Genomic DNA, 18,031 nt, shown 5'->3' with positions numbered 1-18,031 from the left:
GGGTTAAGGCTGCGGCGCTCATCAAATGTTCCGCAGACAATCCAGTTCCGGCGCGCTCATGCTGGCGTGGAACTCAGTGATTTCATAGCGGGCGAGGCCGGCGACGGCGAACGGGTCGCGCGCCAGCAGGGCCTCGAGCTCGGCGCGGTCTCCGCGCGCCAGGATCACGCCGCCGGTGCGCGGCGTTTTGCGGCCGGAGGCCAGCAGCAAACCGGAAGCGTAGCCCTGCCGCAGCCAGGCGACATGCTGTTCCAGCAACGCGTCGATATCGGACAGCGGGGCGATGTAGCTTAGCGAAACGATGAACATGGCGGCGTCAGCTTGGATGGAAAGCGCCAAGCATACGCCCGCCCGCGGCGGCCGGCGTAAAAAAATGGCGGGCGGACATCATGCTCAGACGGTTTCCGCGATCAGCGCCTCGCCCACCAGAGAGTGCGGACGCGCTTCGGTGATGCGCACGTCTATCATCTGATTGAGCAGGCGCGGGTGGCCGACGAAGTTGACCACGCGGTTGTTGGCGGTGCGTGCCGCCAGCATGGTGGCGTCTTTCTTGGACACGCTTTCCACCAGCACGCGTTGTACGGTGCCCACCATGGATTGATTGATGGCGAAGCCCTTGGCCTCAATCACCTCGTTCAGGGCCTCCAGGCGACGCACTTTTTCCGCGTGAGGGGTATCGTCCGGCAGATTGGACGCCGGCGTGCCCGGACGCGGGCTGTAGATGAACACGTAGCTGAAGTCGACTTCCATGTCTTTGACCAGCTTCAGCGTTTGTTCGAAGTCGGCCTCGGTTTCGCCGGGGAAGCCGACGATGAAGTCGGAGGACAGGCACAGGTCCGGCCGCAGCGCGCGCAGCTTGCGGATGATGGATTTGTACTCCAGGCCGGTATAGCCGCGCTTCATCGCCGCCAGTACGCGGTCGGCGCCGCTTTGCACCGGCAGGTGCAGATGGGACACCAGCTTGGGCAGCTTGCCGTAGCAATCGATGATGCGCTGGCTGAATTCGCGCGGGTGGCTGGTGGTGAAACGGATGCGCTCCACGCCCGGCACCTCGTGCACATATTCCAGCAGCAGCGCGAAGTCGGCGATTTCGCCATCGGACATCGCGCCGCGATAGGCGTTGACGTTTTGCCCCAGCAAGGTGATTTCCTTGACGCCCTGCGCGGCCAGGCCGGCGATTTCGGTCAGCACGTCGTCAAAGGGGCGGCTGACTTCCTCACCGCGGGTGTAAGGCACCACGCAGAAGGAGCAATACTTGGAACAGCCTTCCATGATGGACACGTAAGCCGCGCCGCCTTCTACCTTAGCGGGCGGGATATGGTCGAATTTCTCGATTTCCGGGAAGGAGATGTCCACCTGGGAGCTGCCGCTGGATTGGCGCGACTTGATCAGATCCGGCAGGCGGTGCAGGGTTTGCGGGCCGAACACCACGTCGACGTAGGGCGCGCGTTTGACGATGGTCTCGCCCTCCTGCGACGCCACGCAGCCGCCGACGCCGATGATCAGATCGGGTTTGGCTTCTTTCAGCGGGCGGATGCGGCCCAGATCCGAAAACACTTTTTCCTGCGCCTTTTCGCGCACGCTACAGGTGTTGAACAGGATGATGTCGGCTTCTTCCGGATTGTCCGTTTTGACCATGCCTTCGGAGTCGGACAGCACATCCGCCATTTTGTCCGAGTCGTACTCGTTCATTTGGCAGCCAAACGTCTTGATGTATACCTTTTTCATTGCAGCTAGATTCCAGCGTGTTTCTGTCAATTCGCCGCGAGCCAGGCCCGACAGGCGCCGCCACGGGCGGCTGAGCTTATTGGGACGGTTGGGCGGCTGCTTCGGCTTCCCTTTGCTTCAGCATCTCCACTTCCTCAGGGCGCAGCACCCAGATCTGGTTGATCTGACCTTGCATATTGAAGGTGACGCCCACCGGGCGGCCTTCCAGGCTTTCCAGTTGGCCGCGCAGCAGGAAGCGGTTGTGCTCGTCGAAGATGCGCAGGCCGGGCGCCAATGGGAACTGGCGTTCGGAGCGGATGAAAATGCCGAGCAGGCTTTCCAGCAACGAGCGGTCTTTCTTGACGAACTCGATGGTGGCGTCATCCGCGGCGCGGACGGTGCCGGCCTTCAGTTCCATCGGCAGCAAACGGCCGGCCAGGGCCGGGGCGGCGAGCCATGCCGCACACAGGGCGACTATGAGTATTTTCATAAGGAATTGAATACGTTGCGCGCGATTCTATCATAGCTTGGCCAAGAGGCTGGCCAAATCTTCCTTGCAGCATAGGCGTTTTGGCGCGCCGATGTGACCGGCGTTCACAGGGCGCGTTGCATGCCGACCGCGCCTTCGCCATAGGCCTGGCGGGTGTAATCGTCACGCGCGCAGGGCTGGTAGCCAAAGCGCTTCCAGTAGCGCGCGGCGCCCTGAACCGCTACCAACCGCGCCTGGCGCAGTCCGCGCCGCCGGCCCTGGCCAAGCACGGTTTGCACCAGGCGCGGTCCCAGACCATGGCCGCGCGCATCCGGGTGCAACGCCAGATCGTGTATGAACAGGGTGTCGACTGCTTCCGGCAACTGCTCCAGCGGGCGGTTCAGGCTGGGCGGACGGCCGCCGGCCCAGGGGTGGGCGAACACATAGCCCAGTACCTGTCCGGGGCGCTCCGCCACCCAGCAGGTGTCCGGGGAGAGCCGGTGGCGCGAGGCCAGCGCGTCGCGGCTTTCTATCAGCGACGGTGGATAGCAGTGTTGCTGAACTTGCAGCACGGCGGGAAAATCTTGAACTTGCATCGGGCGCAGGACAATGGCGTCCTGCCGGCGACAGACTGCGGACATCGGGTGCGGGCCAATCCATGGAAGACAAAAAGCAAAGCGCGCGGCCAGAGCCGCGCAGCGTCGAAGGCGGCGATTATAGCCTCCGAGAGAGCGGGGGGCCAGCCGGCCCAGGAGAGGATTGCATGGGGGCGGTTCAGGCGCCTATACCACAGCAAGACGCGATATCAGACGCGTGTGGGCGGGAGCATGATGCGATGACGATACCTGCGCCGGTACGGCCGCTGGAGCAAGACTTCGACGCTTATCTGATCGACGCTTTTCAATGGCGCAGCCTGGGGTTCCAGGGGGTTGGAGTGTTGGGCGCGCTGGGCTTTCTGCTGGTGCGCCGCCTGTACGGCGGCATGGTGCCAGGGTGGCTGTTCCTGGCGGTGGGCCTGGGTTTGGGCGGATTGATCCTGTTGCAGATTGCGGCGCGGCGCGGCCGTCTCTTGCTCTTATGGCAGGTGTTGTTCGCCATTGGGTATTGCCTGGCGATGAAGCGCGCGCTGGATGCCGGAGGATACGGCGAGTATCTGTTGTTGCCGACGCTGGGCGTGTCGGCGCTGGTGATGTCGATCAGCATGTCCAATATATGGCACACCCTGAGTTTTTGGGGGCTGTTGTTATTGGTGTTCGATCCCGTGCGCGTGTTTCTGCGCTGGGGCGGCGAGGAGATGATTTACGGCTTCGGTTTTCTGGCCATCATCATCGGCGGCATGGTGTTGGTCCATCTGCAGGTGGTGCAAACCCTGCGCAGCAACCATCTGTTGTTGAACAAGCTGAAGCGGCAGGCTTTTTACGACTCGCTGAGCAGCCTGCCCAACCGGCGCTCCTTTCTACAGCAGGCCGAGTACGCGCTTGGGCATGAGGACATCGCGTTCTATCTGGCCATCATCGATATCGATCTATTCAAGCGCATCAACGACACCCACGGGCACGCGGTGGGAGATCAGACGATACGCGAAGTCAGCGCCTTGTTGGCCGAAACCTTTCACGATCAGATTTACGGGCGCATTGGCGGCGAGGAGTTCGGCGTGTTGCTGGCGGCGCGCAGCGACGCGGCGGGCCAGGCGCGGTTGGAGTGTTTCCGCCAACAGGTGCGCGCCGCCCCTTTCCCCCATGGGCAGGTGACGGTCAGCGCCGGTGTTTGCCTGGTGGGAAACGGCGGCTTGCAGCAGGCTTTCCACCGGGCGGACCAGGCGTTGTATCAGGCTAAGTCCAGCGGCCGCGATCGGGTGATCGCCTGGCAAGCGGCTTGAGAGGCCGTCCTCGGCCCACAGTGCCTAGTCTTGCACAAGCCCGCTAGGGTCTGAACAGGCTTTCGTCTGGGCTGGCTTTCCGGCGCGGCCGGCCGCCCCATCACCGGGCGGCATTGAATTTCTGGCGGAAAAATGGTCTATTCCTCATCCGCCTTTTCATCGAGTCGTCCGCTATGTCGCATTGGTTGTCCCAGATCGACCCCGATTCCGTCCGCCGCACCCCGCTGGGCGCGCGCGGCCATAATCTGCTGCTGACGCCGCTGGCCGCGCCGCGGCCCTTGCCGCTGAGCGCGGACGAGCAGGACATGGTGCGCAGTTGGCTCAAGACGCGGCGCGACCGCGCGCGCTGGAGCACATTGCTGGCGCCGGCGGACAGCCCGGCTCTGGCGGAGAACCTGCTGCGCCGCTTGCTGGAGGCCGGCTGGTGCGAGGTAGAGCTGCACGCCGAAACCGGGCTGCGCTTCCAGCCTTTGCATCCGTTCTGGGTGCAGTGGCTGGATATGTACGGCCTGCGTCACTTATTGGGCATGGCCGACGCGCAGCCTCAGGCCGAAGTGGTGGAGCTGTGGCGCGGCTGGCAGCCGCGCCATCCGTGGCTGCTGGGTCTGGCGGAAAGCCTGAGTCCGCATTTGCAATCCTCTACGCTGGAGCGCCGTCTGAAACTGGCCCAGGCGCTGGACCAATGGCTGCTGGACGGTTGTTGGGGCACTGAGCGTCAGTTCTCGCAGCGCGCGCTGGGGCGCAGCAAGGCTTTCGGCGCCGCGGACCGGCAGTGGCTGGCGGAGTTCGGCGTGGATCTGGAAGCTTGCGGCATCGCCGCCCACACTCCGCACGTTTTCTTGTCCGGGCCGCTGGGTTTGTGGGCCGGGCAGCAATGCCTGTTGTCCGCCGCCTTGCTTCAGCAAGGCGTGGCCTTGGGGCCGGAGGCGTTGATGAGCGTGAGCGCGGTGGAGGGCGCGATCCGCAGCGTGCGCATCGTGGAGAACCTCAGCGTATTCCAGACGCTCAGCCAGCAGGCGCTGCCGGTGTTGACCCTCTGGGTGCCGGGCCAGCCGCACCAGCGCTGGCGCGAGGCGGTTCGTCACTTATTGTCCCTGCTGCGGGTGCCGGTGCAGATTGCCTGCGATTTGGCTCCGTCCGGCATCGCCGTCGCCATGGCCGCCGGCCAAGTGGCGGAGCAGGCCGGGCGGCCGTGGTCGCCGTGGCGGATGCAGCCGGAGCAACTGACGCTGGCCAATGGCGCCCAGCCCTTGAGCGAAGCAGACCAAGCGCAGTTGGCGCGTTTGATGGGCGGCGGCTTGCCCCCCTTGCTGCATGGCCTAGCGATGGAGATGCAGGAGAAACAGTGCAAAGTGGAGCAAGAGGCGCTGTTCATCGAGGACTGGGGAGACTGAGCGGCCGTCCGCTGAAAACAGCCGCGCGAATCCGGCTCCGACGACGGGGGCAAGCGGAAAAGACGGACCGGCGGCAACGCGCCGGCAATGACATTCGGGCAAATTGGGGCGGGTGTGAAAAAACTGCCCGGCGATGGGTACACAGCGAGAAAAAGCTGCGTTATCATCGCCCCCCAAACCCTTGATGGCAAAGGCAAGATATCAAGGTTTTCAGGAATTGAGAGAGGCTGGCGGGGTGTCAGGTGCCCCCGCCGGCCTCTTGCTTTTGGGCCGCCGTTTGGGCGCGTGCGCGCGCCGCCTGAAGAGGAACATCATTCCCATGCTGATTGGCTTCGTCGTTGTTTATTTGTTGTTGTCCGTGGGCATCGGCCTGTATGCCGCCACCCGCGTGCGCAATGCCCGCGATTTCGCCGTGGCCGGCCGCAGCCTGCCGTTTCCCATCGTCACCGCCATGGTGTTCGCCACCTGGTTCGGTTCAGAAGCGGTGCTGGGCATTCCGGCCACCTTTATCGACAAGGGCTTCGCCGGCATCGTCGAAGACCCGTTCGGCTCGTCGATGTGCCTGGTGCTGGTGGGGCTGCTGTTCGCGCGGCCGTTGTACCGGCTCAATCTGCTGACCATAGGCGACTTCTACAAACAGCGCTTCGGCCGCAATGTGGAGCTGTTTGTGTCGCTGTGCATCATCGCCTCCTACCTGGGGTGGGTGGCGGCGCAGTTGACCGCGCTGGGCGTGGTGTTCAACGTGCTGTCCCAAGGCGCGATCAGTGCCAACGCCGGCATGCTGCTGGGCGCCGGCATCGTGCTGGTGTACACGCTGTTTGGCGGCATGTGGTCGGTGGCCTTGACCGATTTCTTCCAGATGACGGTGATTGTCGCTGGCTTGCTGTATCTGACCTGGTTGATTGGCGACATGGCCGGCGGCCCGGTCAAGGTGCTGCAGCACGCGGCGGCGCAGGACAAGTTCACCATGATTCCCAGCCTGTCGCCCAAGGATGTTGTCGGCTTTGTCGGCGCCTTGCTGACCATGATGCTGGGTTCGATTCCGCAGCAGGATATTTTCCAGCGGGTGATGTCGGCCAAGAACGAGAACGTCGCGGCGCGCGCGTCCATGGTTGGCGGCGGCCTGTACCTGACTTTCTGCATGCTGCCCATTTTTATCGGCTTTGCCGCCACTCTGATCGATCCAACCATGGTCAGCCGCTGGATGCAGCAGGACGCGCAGATGATTCTGCCCAGCCTGATCCTGGAGCGCACGCCGCTGTTCGCGCAGGTGATGTTCTTCGGCGCGCTGTTGTCCGCCATCATGTCCACCGCGTCCGGCACTTTGCTGGCGCCGTCGGTGACCTTCACCGAGAACGTGCTCAGCCGTTTCATCCCGGTGATGTCGGACCGGCAGTTCCTGTTGGCGATGCGGCTGACCGTGGTGGGCCTGGCCATTGTCACCACGGTGTTCGCGCTGTTGTCCGACGCCACCATCTACGAGATGGTGGGCAATGCCTACAAGGTGACGCTGGTGTCGGCGGTGGCGCCGTTGTTCGCCGGCTTGTTTTGGAAGCGTTCGACGCCGCAGGGCGCCTTGCTGGCCATCGCGCTGGGCTTGGGCAGCTGGCTGGCGCTGGATTGGTTCGGCCCGGCGGACCCGTTCTGGCCGCCGCAACTGGCGGGCCTGGGCTTCAGCATTGTCGGCATGGTGGCCGGCAGCCTGCTGCCGCAGCGCTTGGGGCGCGGGGCGTTGGCTGCAGTGGGGCGCTTCTGACCTGACCTTAGAGCCTGTTCAAAGTGTCGCGAGCCAGGGCGAGACAAGGCGAAAACGAGCGAAAAAGCTGAGTGTACGAGGGGTACATGAGCATTTCGAAGCGATTTTCAACGCCGTATCGCCAACGCGCAGCAGATCGTGAACAGGTTCTCAGAAGTTGGCAGGGGTGTTGGCGCTGATGATCTCCGCCTCGTCCGGCCCGACATTGCGGAATTTGTGCGGCAGGGTGCTGGGAAAGTAATAGCCGTCGCCGGCGGAGAGGATGCTGATGTGGCCGTCCACGGTCAGTTCCACCGTGCCGCGCACCACCACACCGCACTCCTCGCCCTCCGGATGAGTGATCATCTCTTTGCCGGTGTCCGCGCCCGGCGAATACAGCTCGCGCAGCATGCGCATCTGGCGGTTGGGGTTGGAGGCGCCGATGATCAGCAGCTTCAGGCCGTCGCGGCCCAAATCCGGCTGTTGGTCGCGGCGGAAGGTGTAGGGATCGCTGGGCGGCGGTTCGCCAAAGGTCAGGAACTCGGTCAGCGTCATCGGAAAGCCCTGGATCAGCTTCAATAGCGAGCTGATGGACGGGCTGACCCGGTTTTGTTCTATCAGCGAGATGGTGGCGTTGGCCATGCCGGCCCGTTTCGCCAGCTCGCGCTGCGACAGCGCGAAGTGCTCACGCACTTGTTTGACGCGTAATCCAATATCCATGCCTGTAACCTCGGTGGCGTGCCCTTGTCGGCCTCTGCTTAGTATTTTCGACAATTTTTCGAATAGCGTCACAGTATACTGATGTCGCCGCCGGCCATGCAGCGCAATTCGCGCTTTCTGGCCCGCCGCGGCGCATTTTCCAAGCCAAGCCCCATTTTGCTGCGTCCATCGGCCTTTCTCTCTCCCTGCAGCCCGTCCGCCAGGCCCGTCGCCTGCGCCTCTTGCCACAAGCTCTCCCGCTTTGCGTTTGATTTTTTAGACAGTGCCGCCGCGCTGTCACAGTATGGAGTCATGCGCGCCCTCCGGCGCGCCGGAGGGACGCATTGAAAGCCTTATTGTGGATAGCGGGGTTGGCGGCGCTGTGGCTGGCGTCGCCCAGTTGGGCGCTGAGCCTGTCGGCGGCGGAGCGGGACTGGCTGAGCCGGCATCCTGTGTTGCGGGTGGGGGTGGTGCCGCAAGCGCCCTACGCGGTGCTGGACCCGCGCCGGCAAGCGATTAGCGGCGCGCACGTGGAGCTGATGAATCGGCTGGCTGCCGAGTTGGGCCTCAAGCTGGCCTGGACGGCCTATCCGAACAAGACGCAATTGAGCGCGGCGGCGCGGGCGGGTAGCGTGGATATCGCGCCCGGCCTGGAGCAAACGCCGGCAGGCTTGCGTTACTGGCTGTTTTCCGGCCCCTTCCTGCGCATACCCTACAAACTGGTTGGGCGGGGCGAACCGGCGGCGGCGCTGGAGCTGGAGCAATTGCCGGGCAACGTAAGGGTGGCGGTGGTTGAGCCGGGCGCGGCGGCGGCCTTCCTGGCCGCCAACTATCCGGCGTTGCGGCGTTGGCCGGCCGGCTCGGACCGTTCCGCGTTGCAGCAAGTGCTGCAGCAGCGGGCGGATTACGCGGTGGTGGACGAGGCGCAACTGAACCAGCTGCTGCGGGAGCCCGAGTTCTCGCCCTTGCGCGCGGTGGGCGACAGCGGCGCCACCCGGCTGCTGCGGGTGGCGTCGCGACAGGATTGGCCGCAATTGGCTACGTTGCTGGACCGGGCATTGAGCGCGTTGCCGGCGTCGCAGCGCGGTCATCTTTACACACGCTGGGTGCAGGCCGAGCCGACGCCCTTGGGCGACAGTCTGCCGTTTTGGCGGTGGCTGAGTCAGGTTTTGGGCGTGCTCATTCTGGCTTTGGCGGGCGCATTATTGTGGCGGGGCAGGCAACAGCGGCAGATGCGGCAGGCGCTGGCGGCTGCGCGCCAGGCGCTGGCGCAGCGGGAGGCCAGCGCCGAGGCCTTGCGGCTGACGCAGTTTTCGGTGGATCACAGCACGGTGGGCATTCTGTGGCTGAACTGGGACAGCCGGCTGCGTTACGCCAATCAGGCCGCGCTGGCGATGCTGGCGTGCGAAGAGGCGCAGGCGGTGGGGCAGCCTCTGTCGCGTTTTCAGCCGGGCTTGGACATGGACGGCTGGCTGGATTTGTGGAGCCGGGCGCGCAGCCGGGATCTGTTGCAGTTCGAAATCGATTGTCTGCGCGCCGACGGCGGCAGCTTGCCGGTGGATGTCTCGCTCAGTTTTCTGCGCTTCGGCGGCGCCGACTATCTGGTGGCCTTTATGCATGATGTCACCGAGAAGCGGCAGGCGCGCGCCGCCTTGCGGGAAAGCGAGGCGCGCTTCAAGGGCATCGCTGAAAATGTGCCGGGCCTGGTGTTCCGGCTGGAGAGCGGCGACGCGGCGGAAGATCCGCGGCTGGCCTTTGTCAGCGAGGCCAGCCTGGCACTGACCGGCTACCCGGCCGCGGACTTGCTGGCGCGGCCGGAGGGCTTGCTGGCCTTGGCGCATCCGGAAGACGCCGCCGGCCTGCGCGAGAGTTGGCGGGCGGCCTGGCGAGAGCAGAGCGACTGGAGCTGGCAAGGCCGGATTCTGACCCGCGACGGCGTTGAGCGCTGGGCTGATCTGCGCGCCCGCGCCCGCCGCCACGGCGCGGCGGGCATGGTGTGGGACGGCATCCTGTGGGATATCAGCGCCGGCAAGCGCAATGAACTGGAACTGAGCGCGTCGCGCGCCATGTTGAGAGACTTGGCCGCTCACCTCGAAACGGTGCGCGAGGAGGAGAAAGCGCATATCGCGCGCGAGGTGCACGACGAACTGGGCCAGGTGCTGACCGTGCTCAAGCTGGAAACCTCGATGCTGGAACTCAGCCTGGGGCGGCCGGAGGGCGCGGCGGCGGAGCGGCTGGCCAGCATCAAGAAGCTGATCGCCCAGACTTTCGCCCTGGTCCGCGACGTGGCCACCGCGCTGCGTCCGCCCATTCTGGACGCGGGCCTGGCCTCGGCCGTGGAATGGCAGGCGCGCCGTTTTGAAGCCCGCAGCGGCATACCCTGCCTGGTGCTGGTGCCGGAAACGCCGTTGCGGCTGGACGACGCCAAGGCGGTGGGCCTGTTTAGGGTATTGCAGGAGGCGCTGACCAATGTGATGCGCCACGCCGAGGCTCATACGGTGACGCTGCATTTACAGGCGCAACCGGGGGAATTGACGCTGAGCATTGTCGACGACGGCAAAGGCTTTGAGCGGCGGCCGGGGGAGGCGAGTAGTTCCTACGGCCTGGTGGGCATGCGCGAGCGCCTGCTGATGTTCGGAGGGGAGCTGGAGATCGCCAGCGCGCCGGGGCAGGGCTGCAGTTTGACGGCCCGGCTGCCTTTGCGGCCGGATGAAGGAGAGGAGGAGACATGATTCGAGTGATTGTGGCGGAAGACCACACCATCGTGCGCGAAGGCATCAAGCAGTTGATCGGCCTGGCCGACGATTTGCAAGTCGTCGGCGAAGCCGCCAACGGCGGCGCGGTGTTCGACGCCTTGCGCGCCGCCGTCTGCGATGTGTTGCTGCTGGATATTTCGATGCCGGGCCTGAGCGGGCTGGACGTGATCCCGCGCTTGCGGGCGCTGGCGCAGCCGCCGGCCATCCTGGTGCTGTCCATGCACGACGAGGTGCAGATGGCGGCGCGCGCGCTCAAGGCCGGCGCCGCCGGCTACGCCACCAAGGACAGCGACCCGGCGCTGCTGCTGACCGCGATCCGCAAAGTGGCCGGCGGCGGCCGCTACATCGACCCGCAGCTGGCGGACCGGCTGGTGTTCGAAGTCAACCTCAGCGACGAGCGGCCGCCGCATGCTCAGCTGTCCGAGCGCGAGTTTCAGGTGTTTCAGCGCCTGGCGCAGGGCGCCAATGTCAACGAGGTGGCGCAGTTGCTGGCCATCAGCGCCAAGACCGTCAGCACCCACAAGGTCAGACTGATGCAGAAGCTGCGCGCGCAATCGCTGGCGGATCTGGTGCGTTACGCGATCGAGCACCAGTTGTTTTAACGCTTGGCCTGCTGCGGCGCACTAAGGATTTCCCTATAGCGAGCGCCGTTTATCCCGACGGCAAAATCCGCCGCCCGCTGATGGCGGGCGCGCGCCGCTCTCCCTAGCATGGTTGGCGTACGCATTCACTTCCAGGTGCCGCCGCCATGTCCGCAGCCAACGATGTGCTGGTCCGCTTCCTCGACATCCAGAAAAGCTATGACGGCGAGAACCTCATCGTCAAAAACCTGAATCTGGATATCCGCCAAGGCGAATTCCTCACCCTGCTGGGGCCGTCCGGCTCCGGCAAGACCACCAGCCTGATGATGCTGGCTGGTTTCGAAACCCCTACCGGCGGCGAGATTCAGCTGGCCGGCCGTTCCATCAACCGCGTGCCGCCGCACAAGCGCAACATCGGCATGGTGTTCCAGAACTACGCCTTGTTTCCCCACATGACGGTGGCGGAAAACCTGGCCTTCCCGCTGTCGGTGCGCGGCGTGTCCAAGGCGGACATTCAGGACAAGGTGAAGCGGGCGTTGGCCATGGTGCAGCTGGACGCCTTTGCCGGCCGCTATCCGGGCCAGATGTCGGGCGGCCAGCAGCAGCGGGTGGCGCTGGCGCGGGCCTTGGTGTTTGAGCCGCAACTAGTGCTGATGGACGAACCGCTGGGCGCGCTGGACAAGCAATTGCGCGAACACATGCAGATGGAGATCAAGCATCTGCACCAGCGGTTGGGCGTGACCGTGGTCTACGTCACCCATGACCAGGGCGAGGCCCTGACCATGTCGGACCGGGTGGCGGTGTTCCATCAGGGCGAAATCCAGCAGGTCGACGCGCCGGCCCAGCTCTATGAGCGGCCGGGCAACGCCTTCGTCGCCAACTTCATCGGCGAGAACAACCGGCTGCAAGGCACTTTGCTGAGCCAGGACGGCGAGCGCTGCCTGGTGGAGCTGGAGCGCGGAGAGCGCGTGGCGGCGCTGGCGGTGAAGGTGGGCGAAGCCGGCAGCAGGGTGTCGCTATCCATTCGCCCCGAGCGCGTTCTGCTCAACGGCCACAGCGAGCATTGCGACAACCGGTTCTCCGGGAGGGTGGCCGAATTCATCTATCTGGGCGACCACGTGCGCGTGCGCATGGAGGTGTGCGGCAAGCCCAATTTCTTCGTCAAACAAGCCATCGCCGACCTGGACGCCACGCTCGCCGTCGGCGATGTAGTGTCGCTGGGCTGGCAGGTGGAGCATGTACGCGCGCTTGATCCGCTGGCTCACGAATAGCAAGGCGTGTTTTGCAAGGGAGGATCTGGGAATGTCTACAAGCATCAAGCTGGCGGCCATGGCCTTGGGGTGGGCTCTTGTGGGCGAAGCCATGGCTGCCGAGCTGACCGTGATCTCGTTTGGCGGAGCGGGGAAGTCCGCTCAGGACAAGGCGTATTACGGCCCGTTCCAGCGGGCGACCGGCATCAAGGTGATCGGGGCGGAATACAACGGCGAGATGGCGAAGATCAAGGCCATGGTGGATAGCCGCAGCGTGTCGTGGGATGTGGTTGAAGTCGAGCCGGCGGCGCTGCTGCGTCTGCTGGACCGGCTCGATCCCGGCTACAAGCTTTGACGGCCTCGGTTCTGTCGTGAGTTGTCGATTGGCTGTGAACCTGTTTAAGCGCTGCTGCGCTTCGCGAGACGCCCACGGTGAGCGTGGCTTCGAAATGCTGATGTACCAAGCGCACATTCCGCTTTCTCAGTCATTTTCGCCTTGTCTCGCTTTCGCTCGCCAGCTCGTAAACGCGCTCTAAGACGGGTTCAAGCCGGGAACCGGCGGGCTTGAAATATAAGGAGGTACGGTTCATGAGGCTCCACCGCAAATTCTTATTCCCCTATTGCGTCGTGCTGGCGGCCTGTCAGGCGCAGGCGCTGACCGTTGTGTCGTTTGGCGGCGCCAACCAGGCCGCCCAGGTCCAGGCCTATTACCAGCCTTTCCAGCGCGCTACCGGCACCAGGGTGCTGGCTGGCGAATACAACGGCGAAATGGCCAAGGTCAAGGCGATGGTGGAGGCCCGGCGCGTGTCCTGGGACGTGTTGGAGGTTGAGGCGCCGGAGCTGGCAAGGGGCTGTGACGAAGGTTTGTTCGAAAGGCTGGACCCGGCGCTGGCCGGCGGGCGCGCAGAGGTGGTCGATGGCGCGCTGCAGCCATGCGGCATCGGCATCTTCGTCTGGTCCAATGTGCTGGCCTACAACGCGGACAAGCTCAAGACCGCGCCGCGCGGCTGGGCCGATTTCTGGGATGTAAAGCGTTATCCCGGCAAGCGCGGCATGCGCAGGGGCGCCAAATACACCTTGGAAATCGCGCTGTTGGCCGACGGGGTCGCCGCCAAGGATATCTACCGAATACTAGCCACGCCGGCTGGCGTGGAGCGCGCCTTCAAGAAGCTGGCGCAGCTCAAACCCCATATCCAGTGGTGGGAAGCCGGCGCTCAAGCGCCGCAATACTTGGCCTCCGGCGATGTGGTGATGAGTTCGGCCTACAACGGGCGTATTGCCTCGGCCCAGCAAGAGGGCCGGAATTTGAAGATCGTGTGGGACGGCAGCCTGTATGACTTTGTCTACTGGGCCGTTCCCAAGGGGGCGCAAGAGGGCGTTGCGGCAAGGCGTTTCATCGCTTTCGCCAGCCGGCCGGAGACCCAGGCGGCGTATTCACGACAGATGGCCTATGGGCCGATCAACCGCAAGGCGATGACGTTGCTGGCGCCGGGACGGCAGCTCGAACTGCCCACCGCGCCGCAGAACATGAAAAACGCTGTGAAGGTGGATCTGGAGTTCTGGGCCGATCACGGTGAAAGCCTGGAGCAGCGTTTCAACGCCTGGGCCCTGCGCTGAGCGCCCGTATTGAAAGCCGCGCCGGCCGGACCGGCGTCATGATGCAGTCAACAAGGAGAATGAGGATGGCAGTCAAACAAGGATTCATCCTGCTGGGCGCCGCGCTGGCTTTGGCCGGCACGGCCTCGGCCAAGGATTTGACGGTGATTTCCTACGGAGGCGCCAATAAGGACGCCCAGGCCAAGGCCTATTACGCGCCGTTCCAGAAGAGCGCCAGGCTCAAGCTGGTCAGCGGCGAGTACAACGGCGAAATGGCCAAGCTCAAGGCGATGGTGGACACCAAGAGCGTGTCTTGGGACGTTCTGGAGGTGGAGTCGCCGGAACTGGTGCGCGGCTGCGACGAGGGGCTGCTGGAACGGCTGGACTACGCGCGTATCGGCAATAAGGCGGACTTCGTGCCCGGCGCGGTTCAGCCCTGCGGCATCGGCATCTTCGTCTGGTCCACCGCGCTGGCCTACAACGCCGACAAACTGAAGACCGCGCCGGCCGGCTGGAAGGACTTTTGGGATGTGAAGAAATTCCCGGGCAAACGCGGCCTGCGCAAGGGGGCCAAGGGAACCTTGGAAATCGCGCTGCTGGCCGATGGCGTGGCGGCCAAGGATGTTTATCCGGCGCTGGGCACGCAGGCCGGCGTGGACCGCGCCTTCAAGAAACTGGATCAGCTCAAACCCCATATCCAGTGGTGGGAGGCCGGCGCCCAGCCGCCGCAATACCTGGCCTCAGGCGATGTGGTGATGAGCTCCGCCTTCAACGGCCGCATCGCGGTGGCGCGCAAGGAAGGCAAGAATCTGAAAGTGGTGTGGAACGGCAATCTCTACGACTTCGACTACTGGTCGATCCCCAAGGGCACGCCCAAGCGCGATCAGGCCTATCAGTTCATCGCCTTCGCCAGCAAGCCGGAAAACCAGAAGGTGTATTCGCAGAACATCGCCTACGGTCCCAGCAACAAGCGGGCGATTCCGCTGCTGGACAAGAGCGAGCTGCCGGATCTGCCCACCGCGCCGCAAAACATCAAGGACGCGCTGAAGATCAATCTAGAGTTCTGGGCCGATCACGCCGAGAGCCTGGAACAGCGTTTCAACGCCTGGGCGGCTAAATAAGCGCTCGTCCTTAATTTAGCGGAGGCCGCCTTCCGGCGGCCGTTTTGACGGAGTCCAAGCCATGACCGCTTCCTCGGTATCTCATTCCCGCGCGTCCGCGCCGGCCCCGCTGCCCCTGAAGGCGCGGTTGGCTCGGGCGGAGCGGCTGGGCAAGCTCAAGTCGCTGGCATTGGTGGCGCCGCTGCTGTTGTTCCTGCTGCTGACCTTCATCGTGCCCATCGGCGCGCTGCTGCTGCGCAGCGTCGACAATCCGGAAGTGGCGGGCACGCTGCCGCGGGCGGTACGGGCGCTGGCGGCTTGGGACGGCAAGTCGCTGCCGCCGGAAACGGCCTACCGCGCGCTCGTCGACGATGTGCGGCTGGCCAGCGAACAACAGACGCTGGGCGACTTGGGCAAGCGGCTGAACATGGAGGTGCCCGGCTATCGCAGCCTGTTGGGCAAAACCGCGCGCGCCTTGCCGCTGGAGCCGGCGCCGTCTTCGTTCAAGCAGGCGTTGACCGAGCTGGACGAGCGCTGGGGCGATCCGGCCTATTGGCTGGCGATACGCCGCAACCAGTCCGTCTACACCCCTTACTATCTGCTGGCGGCGCTGGACCACCGCATCGACGATCTGGGCGAAATCAGCCGCGCGATGCCGGACCAGGGCATCTATCTGAGCGTGTTCGCCCGCACCTTCTGGATGAGCCTGGTGGTGACCTCGCTGTGCCTGTTGCTGGCCTATCCCTTGGCCTATCTGCTGGCCAGCCTGCCCACCCGCCGCAGCAATCTGCTGATGATCATGGTGCTGCTGCCGTTCTGGACCTCGGTGCTGGTGCGGGTGGCCGCCTGGATCGTGCTGCTGCAGTCCGGTGGCCTGATCAACGCCGCCTTGTTGAGCCTGGGCCTGATCGAACAGCCGCTGCAGCTGGTGTTCAACCGCGTCGGCGTTTACATCGCCATGGTGCATATACTGCTGCCCTTCATGATTCTGCCAATTTACAGCGTGATGAAGGGCATCTCTCCCAGCTATCTGCGCGCAGCGGTCTCGCTGGGCTGCCATCCCTTCGCCAGCTTCTGGCGGGTGTACGCGCCGCAGACCGTGGCCGGCGTGGGCGCCGGCTGCCTGCTGGTGTTCATCCTGTCCATCGGCTACTACATCACCCCGGCCTTGCTGGGCAGCCCCAACGACCAGATGGTCAGCTATTTCGTAGCCTTCTACACCAACACCACCATCAACTGGGGCATGGCCACCGCGCTGGGCGGCCTGTTGCTGGCGGCCACCTTGTTGCTGTACGCGGTCTACCACCGGCTGGTGGGCAGCGAGCGGTTGCGGCTGGGCTAAACCGCTTCCTGGCATTGCTTGAATCAAACCCAAATCGTGGAGAGCTAAACCCATGCCAAGCCATCACACTTTGCCGGAAGAGCGGCTGTGGTTTTACCTGCACCGCTTGCTGGGCGGCCTGACGCTGCTGTTCCTAGTGCTGCCGGTGCTGGTGATCATCCCCTTGTCCTTCAACGGCAGCGCTTTTCTGGTTTATCCGCTCAACGGGTTCTCCCTGCGCTGGTATCAGGAGTTCTTCTCCTCGGCGGAATGGATGCGGGCCTTGCAGAACAGTCTGATCGTCGCGCCGTTGGCCACCGTGCTGGCGATGACCCTGGGCACGCTGGCCGCCATCGGGCTGACCCGCGCCGAGTTTCCCGGCAAGGGCCTGCTGATGGCGGTATTGATCTCGCCCATGGTGGTGCCGGTGGTGATCGTCGGTGTGGCCGGCTATTTGTTTTTCGCGCCCTTGGGCATGGACAACAGCTATCTGACGCTGGTGCTGCTGCACGCGGCGCTGGGCGTGCCCTTCGTGGTGATCACCGTCAGCGCCACGCTGCAGGGCTTTAACCGCAATCTGGTGCGCGCCGCCGCAAGCCTGGGCGCGTCGCCGCTGCGGGTCTTCTTCAAGGTGACTTTGCCGCTGATTGCGCCGGGTGTGATTTCAGGCGCGCTGTTCGCCTTCGGCACCTCCTTCGACGAGGTGGTGGTGACGTTGTTTGTCGCCGGGCCGGGGCAGGCGACACTGCCGCGGGCGATGTTTGGCGGCATCCGCGAAAACCTCAGCCCCGCCATCGCCGCTGCGGCCACGCTCTTGATCGGCTTTTCAGTGCTGATGCTGCTGACGCTGGAGTGGCTGCGCGGCCGTTCCGAGCGGCTGCGCAGCCGGCCGGCGGGCTAACGGGGGCTTGGCCCTACTTTTGGAGGGGTTGAAATTCGGCCAGTGTGCCGCACACTAGCGGAGTCACTCACCCTGAACCCAAATAAGGAATTCCCACATGGCTACCGTTACTTTGCGCGGCAATCCCGTTGAAGTGGCCGGCGCGCTGCCGGCCAAGGGCCAGCAAGCCCCGGCGCTGACCCTGACCTCCGCCGAGCTGGCCGAAGTCAAACTGGACAACTACGCCGGCAAGAACAAGGTGCTGAACATTTTCCCCAGCGTGGACACCCCCACCTGCGCGATGTCGGTGCGTAAGTTCAACGAGCGCGCCGCCAAGCTGGCCGACACCGTGGTGCTGTGTGTTTCCGCCGACCTGCCGTTCGCTCAGAAGCGCTTCTGCGGCGCAGAAGGCATCGAAAATGTGGTCACCCTGTCCACTTTCCGCAACCCGCAGTTTGCCGCCGACTACGGCGTCAAGCTGGCTTCCGGCCCGCTGGCCGGCCTGACCGCCCGCGCGGTGGTGGTGCTGGACAAGGACAATAAGGTGTTGCACAGCGAGCTAGTGGCCGAGATCGGCGAAGAGCCGAACTACGACGCCGCGCTGGCCGTGCTGTAAGCTGCGCCGCCGCAGACAAAACCCGCCGACATCGCGTCGGCGGGTTTT

The 18,031-nt window shown here is 64.4% G+C and carries 18 protein-coding genes; 12 read left to right on the top strand and 6 right to left on the bottom strand.

Annotated elements, in window-relative coordinates; all coding sequences use genetic code 11:
* Positions 1-21 precede the first annotated feature (21 nt).
* The 4 genes from DXT74_RS00370 to DXT74_RS00355 form a co-directional block, all read right to left on the bottom strand.
* On the bottom strand, positions 22-339 hold the full coding sequence (locus DXT74_RS00370; RefSeq protein WP_317647295.1) for a YciI family protein: 318 nt from the start codon (positions 337-339) through the stop codon (positions 22-24).
* 54 nt (positions 340-393) lie between these two features.
* A complete protein-coding gene (gene miaB / locus DXT74_RS00365; RefSeq protein WP_019102978.1) occupies positions 394-1,728 on the bottom strand; it encodes a tRNA (N6-isopentenyl adenosine(37)-C2)-methylthiotransferase MiaB in 1,335 nt (444 codons plus the stop codon).
* A gap of 76 nt (positions 1,729-1,804) precedes the next feature.
* On the bottom strand, positions 1,805-2,197 hold the full coding sequence (locus DXT74_RS00360; protein WP_052370460.1) for a hypothetical protein: 393 nt from the start codon (positions 2,195-2,197) through the stop codon (positions 1,805-1,807).
* 104 nt (positions 2,198-2,301) lie between these two features.
* Positions 2,302-2,817: a GNAT family N-acetyltransferase gene (locus DXT74_RS00355; RefSeq protein WP_052370459.1), complete on the bottom strand. Its 516-nt coding sequence runs from the start codon at positions 2,815-2,817 to the stop codon at positions 2,302-2,304.
* A gap of 194 nt (positions 2,818-3,011) precedes the next feature.
* Between DXT74_RS00355 and DXT74_RS00350 the strand changes: the two genes are divergently transcribed.
* The 3 genes from DXT74_RS00350 to DXT74_RS00340 all read left to right on the top strand — a co-directional run bounded on the left by DXT74_RS00350 (position 3,012) and on the right by DXT74_RS00340 (position 7,205).
* Positions 3,012-4,055, top strand: a complete 1,044-nt coding sequence (locus DXT74_RS00350; RefSeq protein ID WP_052370458.1) for a GGDEF domain-containing protein — start codon at positions 3,012-3,014, stop codon at positions 4,053-4,055.
* Positions 4,056-4,228: 173 nt separating this feature from the next.
* Entirely contained in the window at positions 4,229-5,449 is a 1,221-nt protein-coding gene (locus DXT74_RS00345) for a DUF2399 domain-containing protein (protein WP_081555069.1), read from the top strand.
* A 319-nt stretch (positions 5,450-5,768) separates the two neighbouring features.
* Positions 5,769-7,205 (top strand): sodium:solute symporter family protein, encoded by a 1,437-nt coding sequence (locus DXT74_RS00340; protein ID WP_043594085.1) that lies wholly within the window; start codon positions 5,769-5,771, stop codon positions 7,203-7,205.
* A 150-nt stretch (positions 7,206-7,355) separates the two neighbouring features.
* Here DXT74_RS00340 and DXT74_RS00335 read toward each other — a convergent pair whose 3' ends face one another.
* Both DXT74_RS00335 and DXT74_RS00330 read right to left on the bottom strand, forming a co-directional pair.
* Complete coding sequence (locus DXT74_RS00335) at positions 7,356-7,904, bottom strand: cupin domain-containing protein (protein ID WP_043636315.1); 549 nt, start codon at positions 7,902-7,904, stop codon at positions 7,356-7,358.
* A 68-nt stretch (positions 7,905-7,972) separates the two neighbouring features.
* Entirely contained in the window at positions 7,973-8,197 is a 225-nt protein-coding gene (locus tag DXT74_RS00330; RefSeq protein WP_194427077.1) for a hypothetical protein, read from the bottom strand.
* Between the two features lie 30 nt (positions 8,198-8,227).
* Here DXT74_RS00330 and DXT74_RS00325 point away from each other — a divergent pair, with 30 nt between their 5' ends.
* The 9 genes from DXT74_RS00325 (at position 8,228) to tpx (ending at position 17,983) form a co-directional block, all read left to right on the top strand.
* The gene (locus DXT74_RS00325) at positions 8,228-10,615 is read left to right on the top strand and encodes a transporter substrate-binding domain-containing protein (RefSeq protein WP_196783805.1); all 2,388 of its coding nucleotides are present in this window, start codon (positions 8,228-8,230) and stop codon (positions 10,613-10,615) included.
* Entirely contained in the window at positions 10,612-11,241 is a 630-nt protein-coding gene (locus DXT74_RS00320; RefSeq protein WP_043636303.1) for a response regulator transcription factor, read from the top strand. Before DXT74_RS00325 ends, DXT74_RS00320 begins: the two co-directional genes overlap by 4 nt.
* Positions 11,242-11,387: 146 nt before the next feature.
* Positions 11,388-12,491 (top strand): ABC transporter ATP-binding protein, encoded by a 1,104-nt coding sequence (locus DXT74_RS00315; protein WP_043636300.1) that lies wholly within the window; start codon positions 11,388-11,390, stop codon positions 12,489-12,491.
* A gap of 31 nt (positions 12,492-12,522) precedes the next feature.
* Entirely contained in the window at positions 12,523-12,825 is a 303-nt protein-coding gene (locus DXT74_RS00310) for a hypothetical protein (RefSeq protein ID WP_114153117.1), read from the top strand.
* A 233-nt stretch (positions 12,826-13,058) separates the two neighbouring features.
* A complete protein-coding gene (locus DXT74_RS00305; protein ID WP_194427076.1) occupies positions 13,059-14,087 on the top strand; it encodes an ABC transporter substrate-binding protein in 1,029 nt (342 codons plus the stop codon).
* A gap of 65 nt (positions 14,088-14,152) precedes the next feature.
* Positions 14,153-15,187 (top strand): ABC transporter substrate-binding protein, encoded by a 1,035-nt coding sequence (locus DXT74_RS00300; RefSeq protein WP_196783804.1) that lies wholly within the window; start codon positions 14,153-14,155, stop codon positions 15,185-15,187.
* A gap of 61 nt (positions 15,188-15,248) precedes the next feature.
* A complete protein-coding gene (locus DXT74_RS00295; protein ID WP_194427074.1) occupies positions 15,249-16,508 on the top strand; it encodes an ABC transporter permease in 1,260 nt (419 codons plus the stop codon).
* Positions 16,509-16,560: 52 nt separating this feature from the next.
* Positions 16,561-17,388, top strand: coding sequence for an ABC transporter permease (locus tag DXT74_RS00290; protein ID WP_081555076.1), 828 nt, complete (start codon positions 16,561-16,563; stop codon positions 17,386-17,388).
* Positions 17,389-17,485: 97 nt separating this feature from the next.
* Positions 17,486-17,983, top strand: a complete 498-nt coding sequence (gene tpx / locus DXT74_RS00285) for a thiol peroxidase (RefSeq protein ID WP_194427073.1) — start codon at positions 17,486-17,488, stop codon at positions 17,981-17,983.
* Positions 17,984-18,031 lie beyond the last annotated feature (48 nt).

The sequence above is a fragment of the Chromobacterium sp. Rain0013 genome (genome assembly GCF_015291765.1).
In the GTDB taxonomy this organism is placed as follows: domain Bacteria; phylum Pseudomonadota; class Gammaproteobacteria; order Burkholderiales; family Chromobacteriaceae; genus Chromobacterium; species Chromobacterium haemolyticum.
This window is presented reverse-complemented; position numbering and strand designations above follow the sequence as displayed.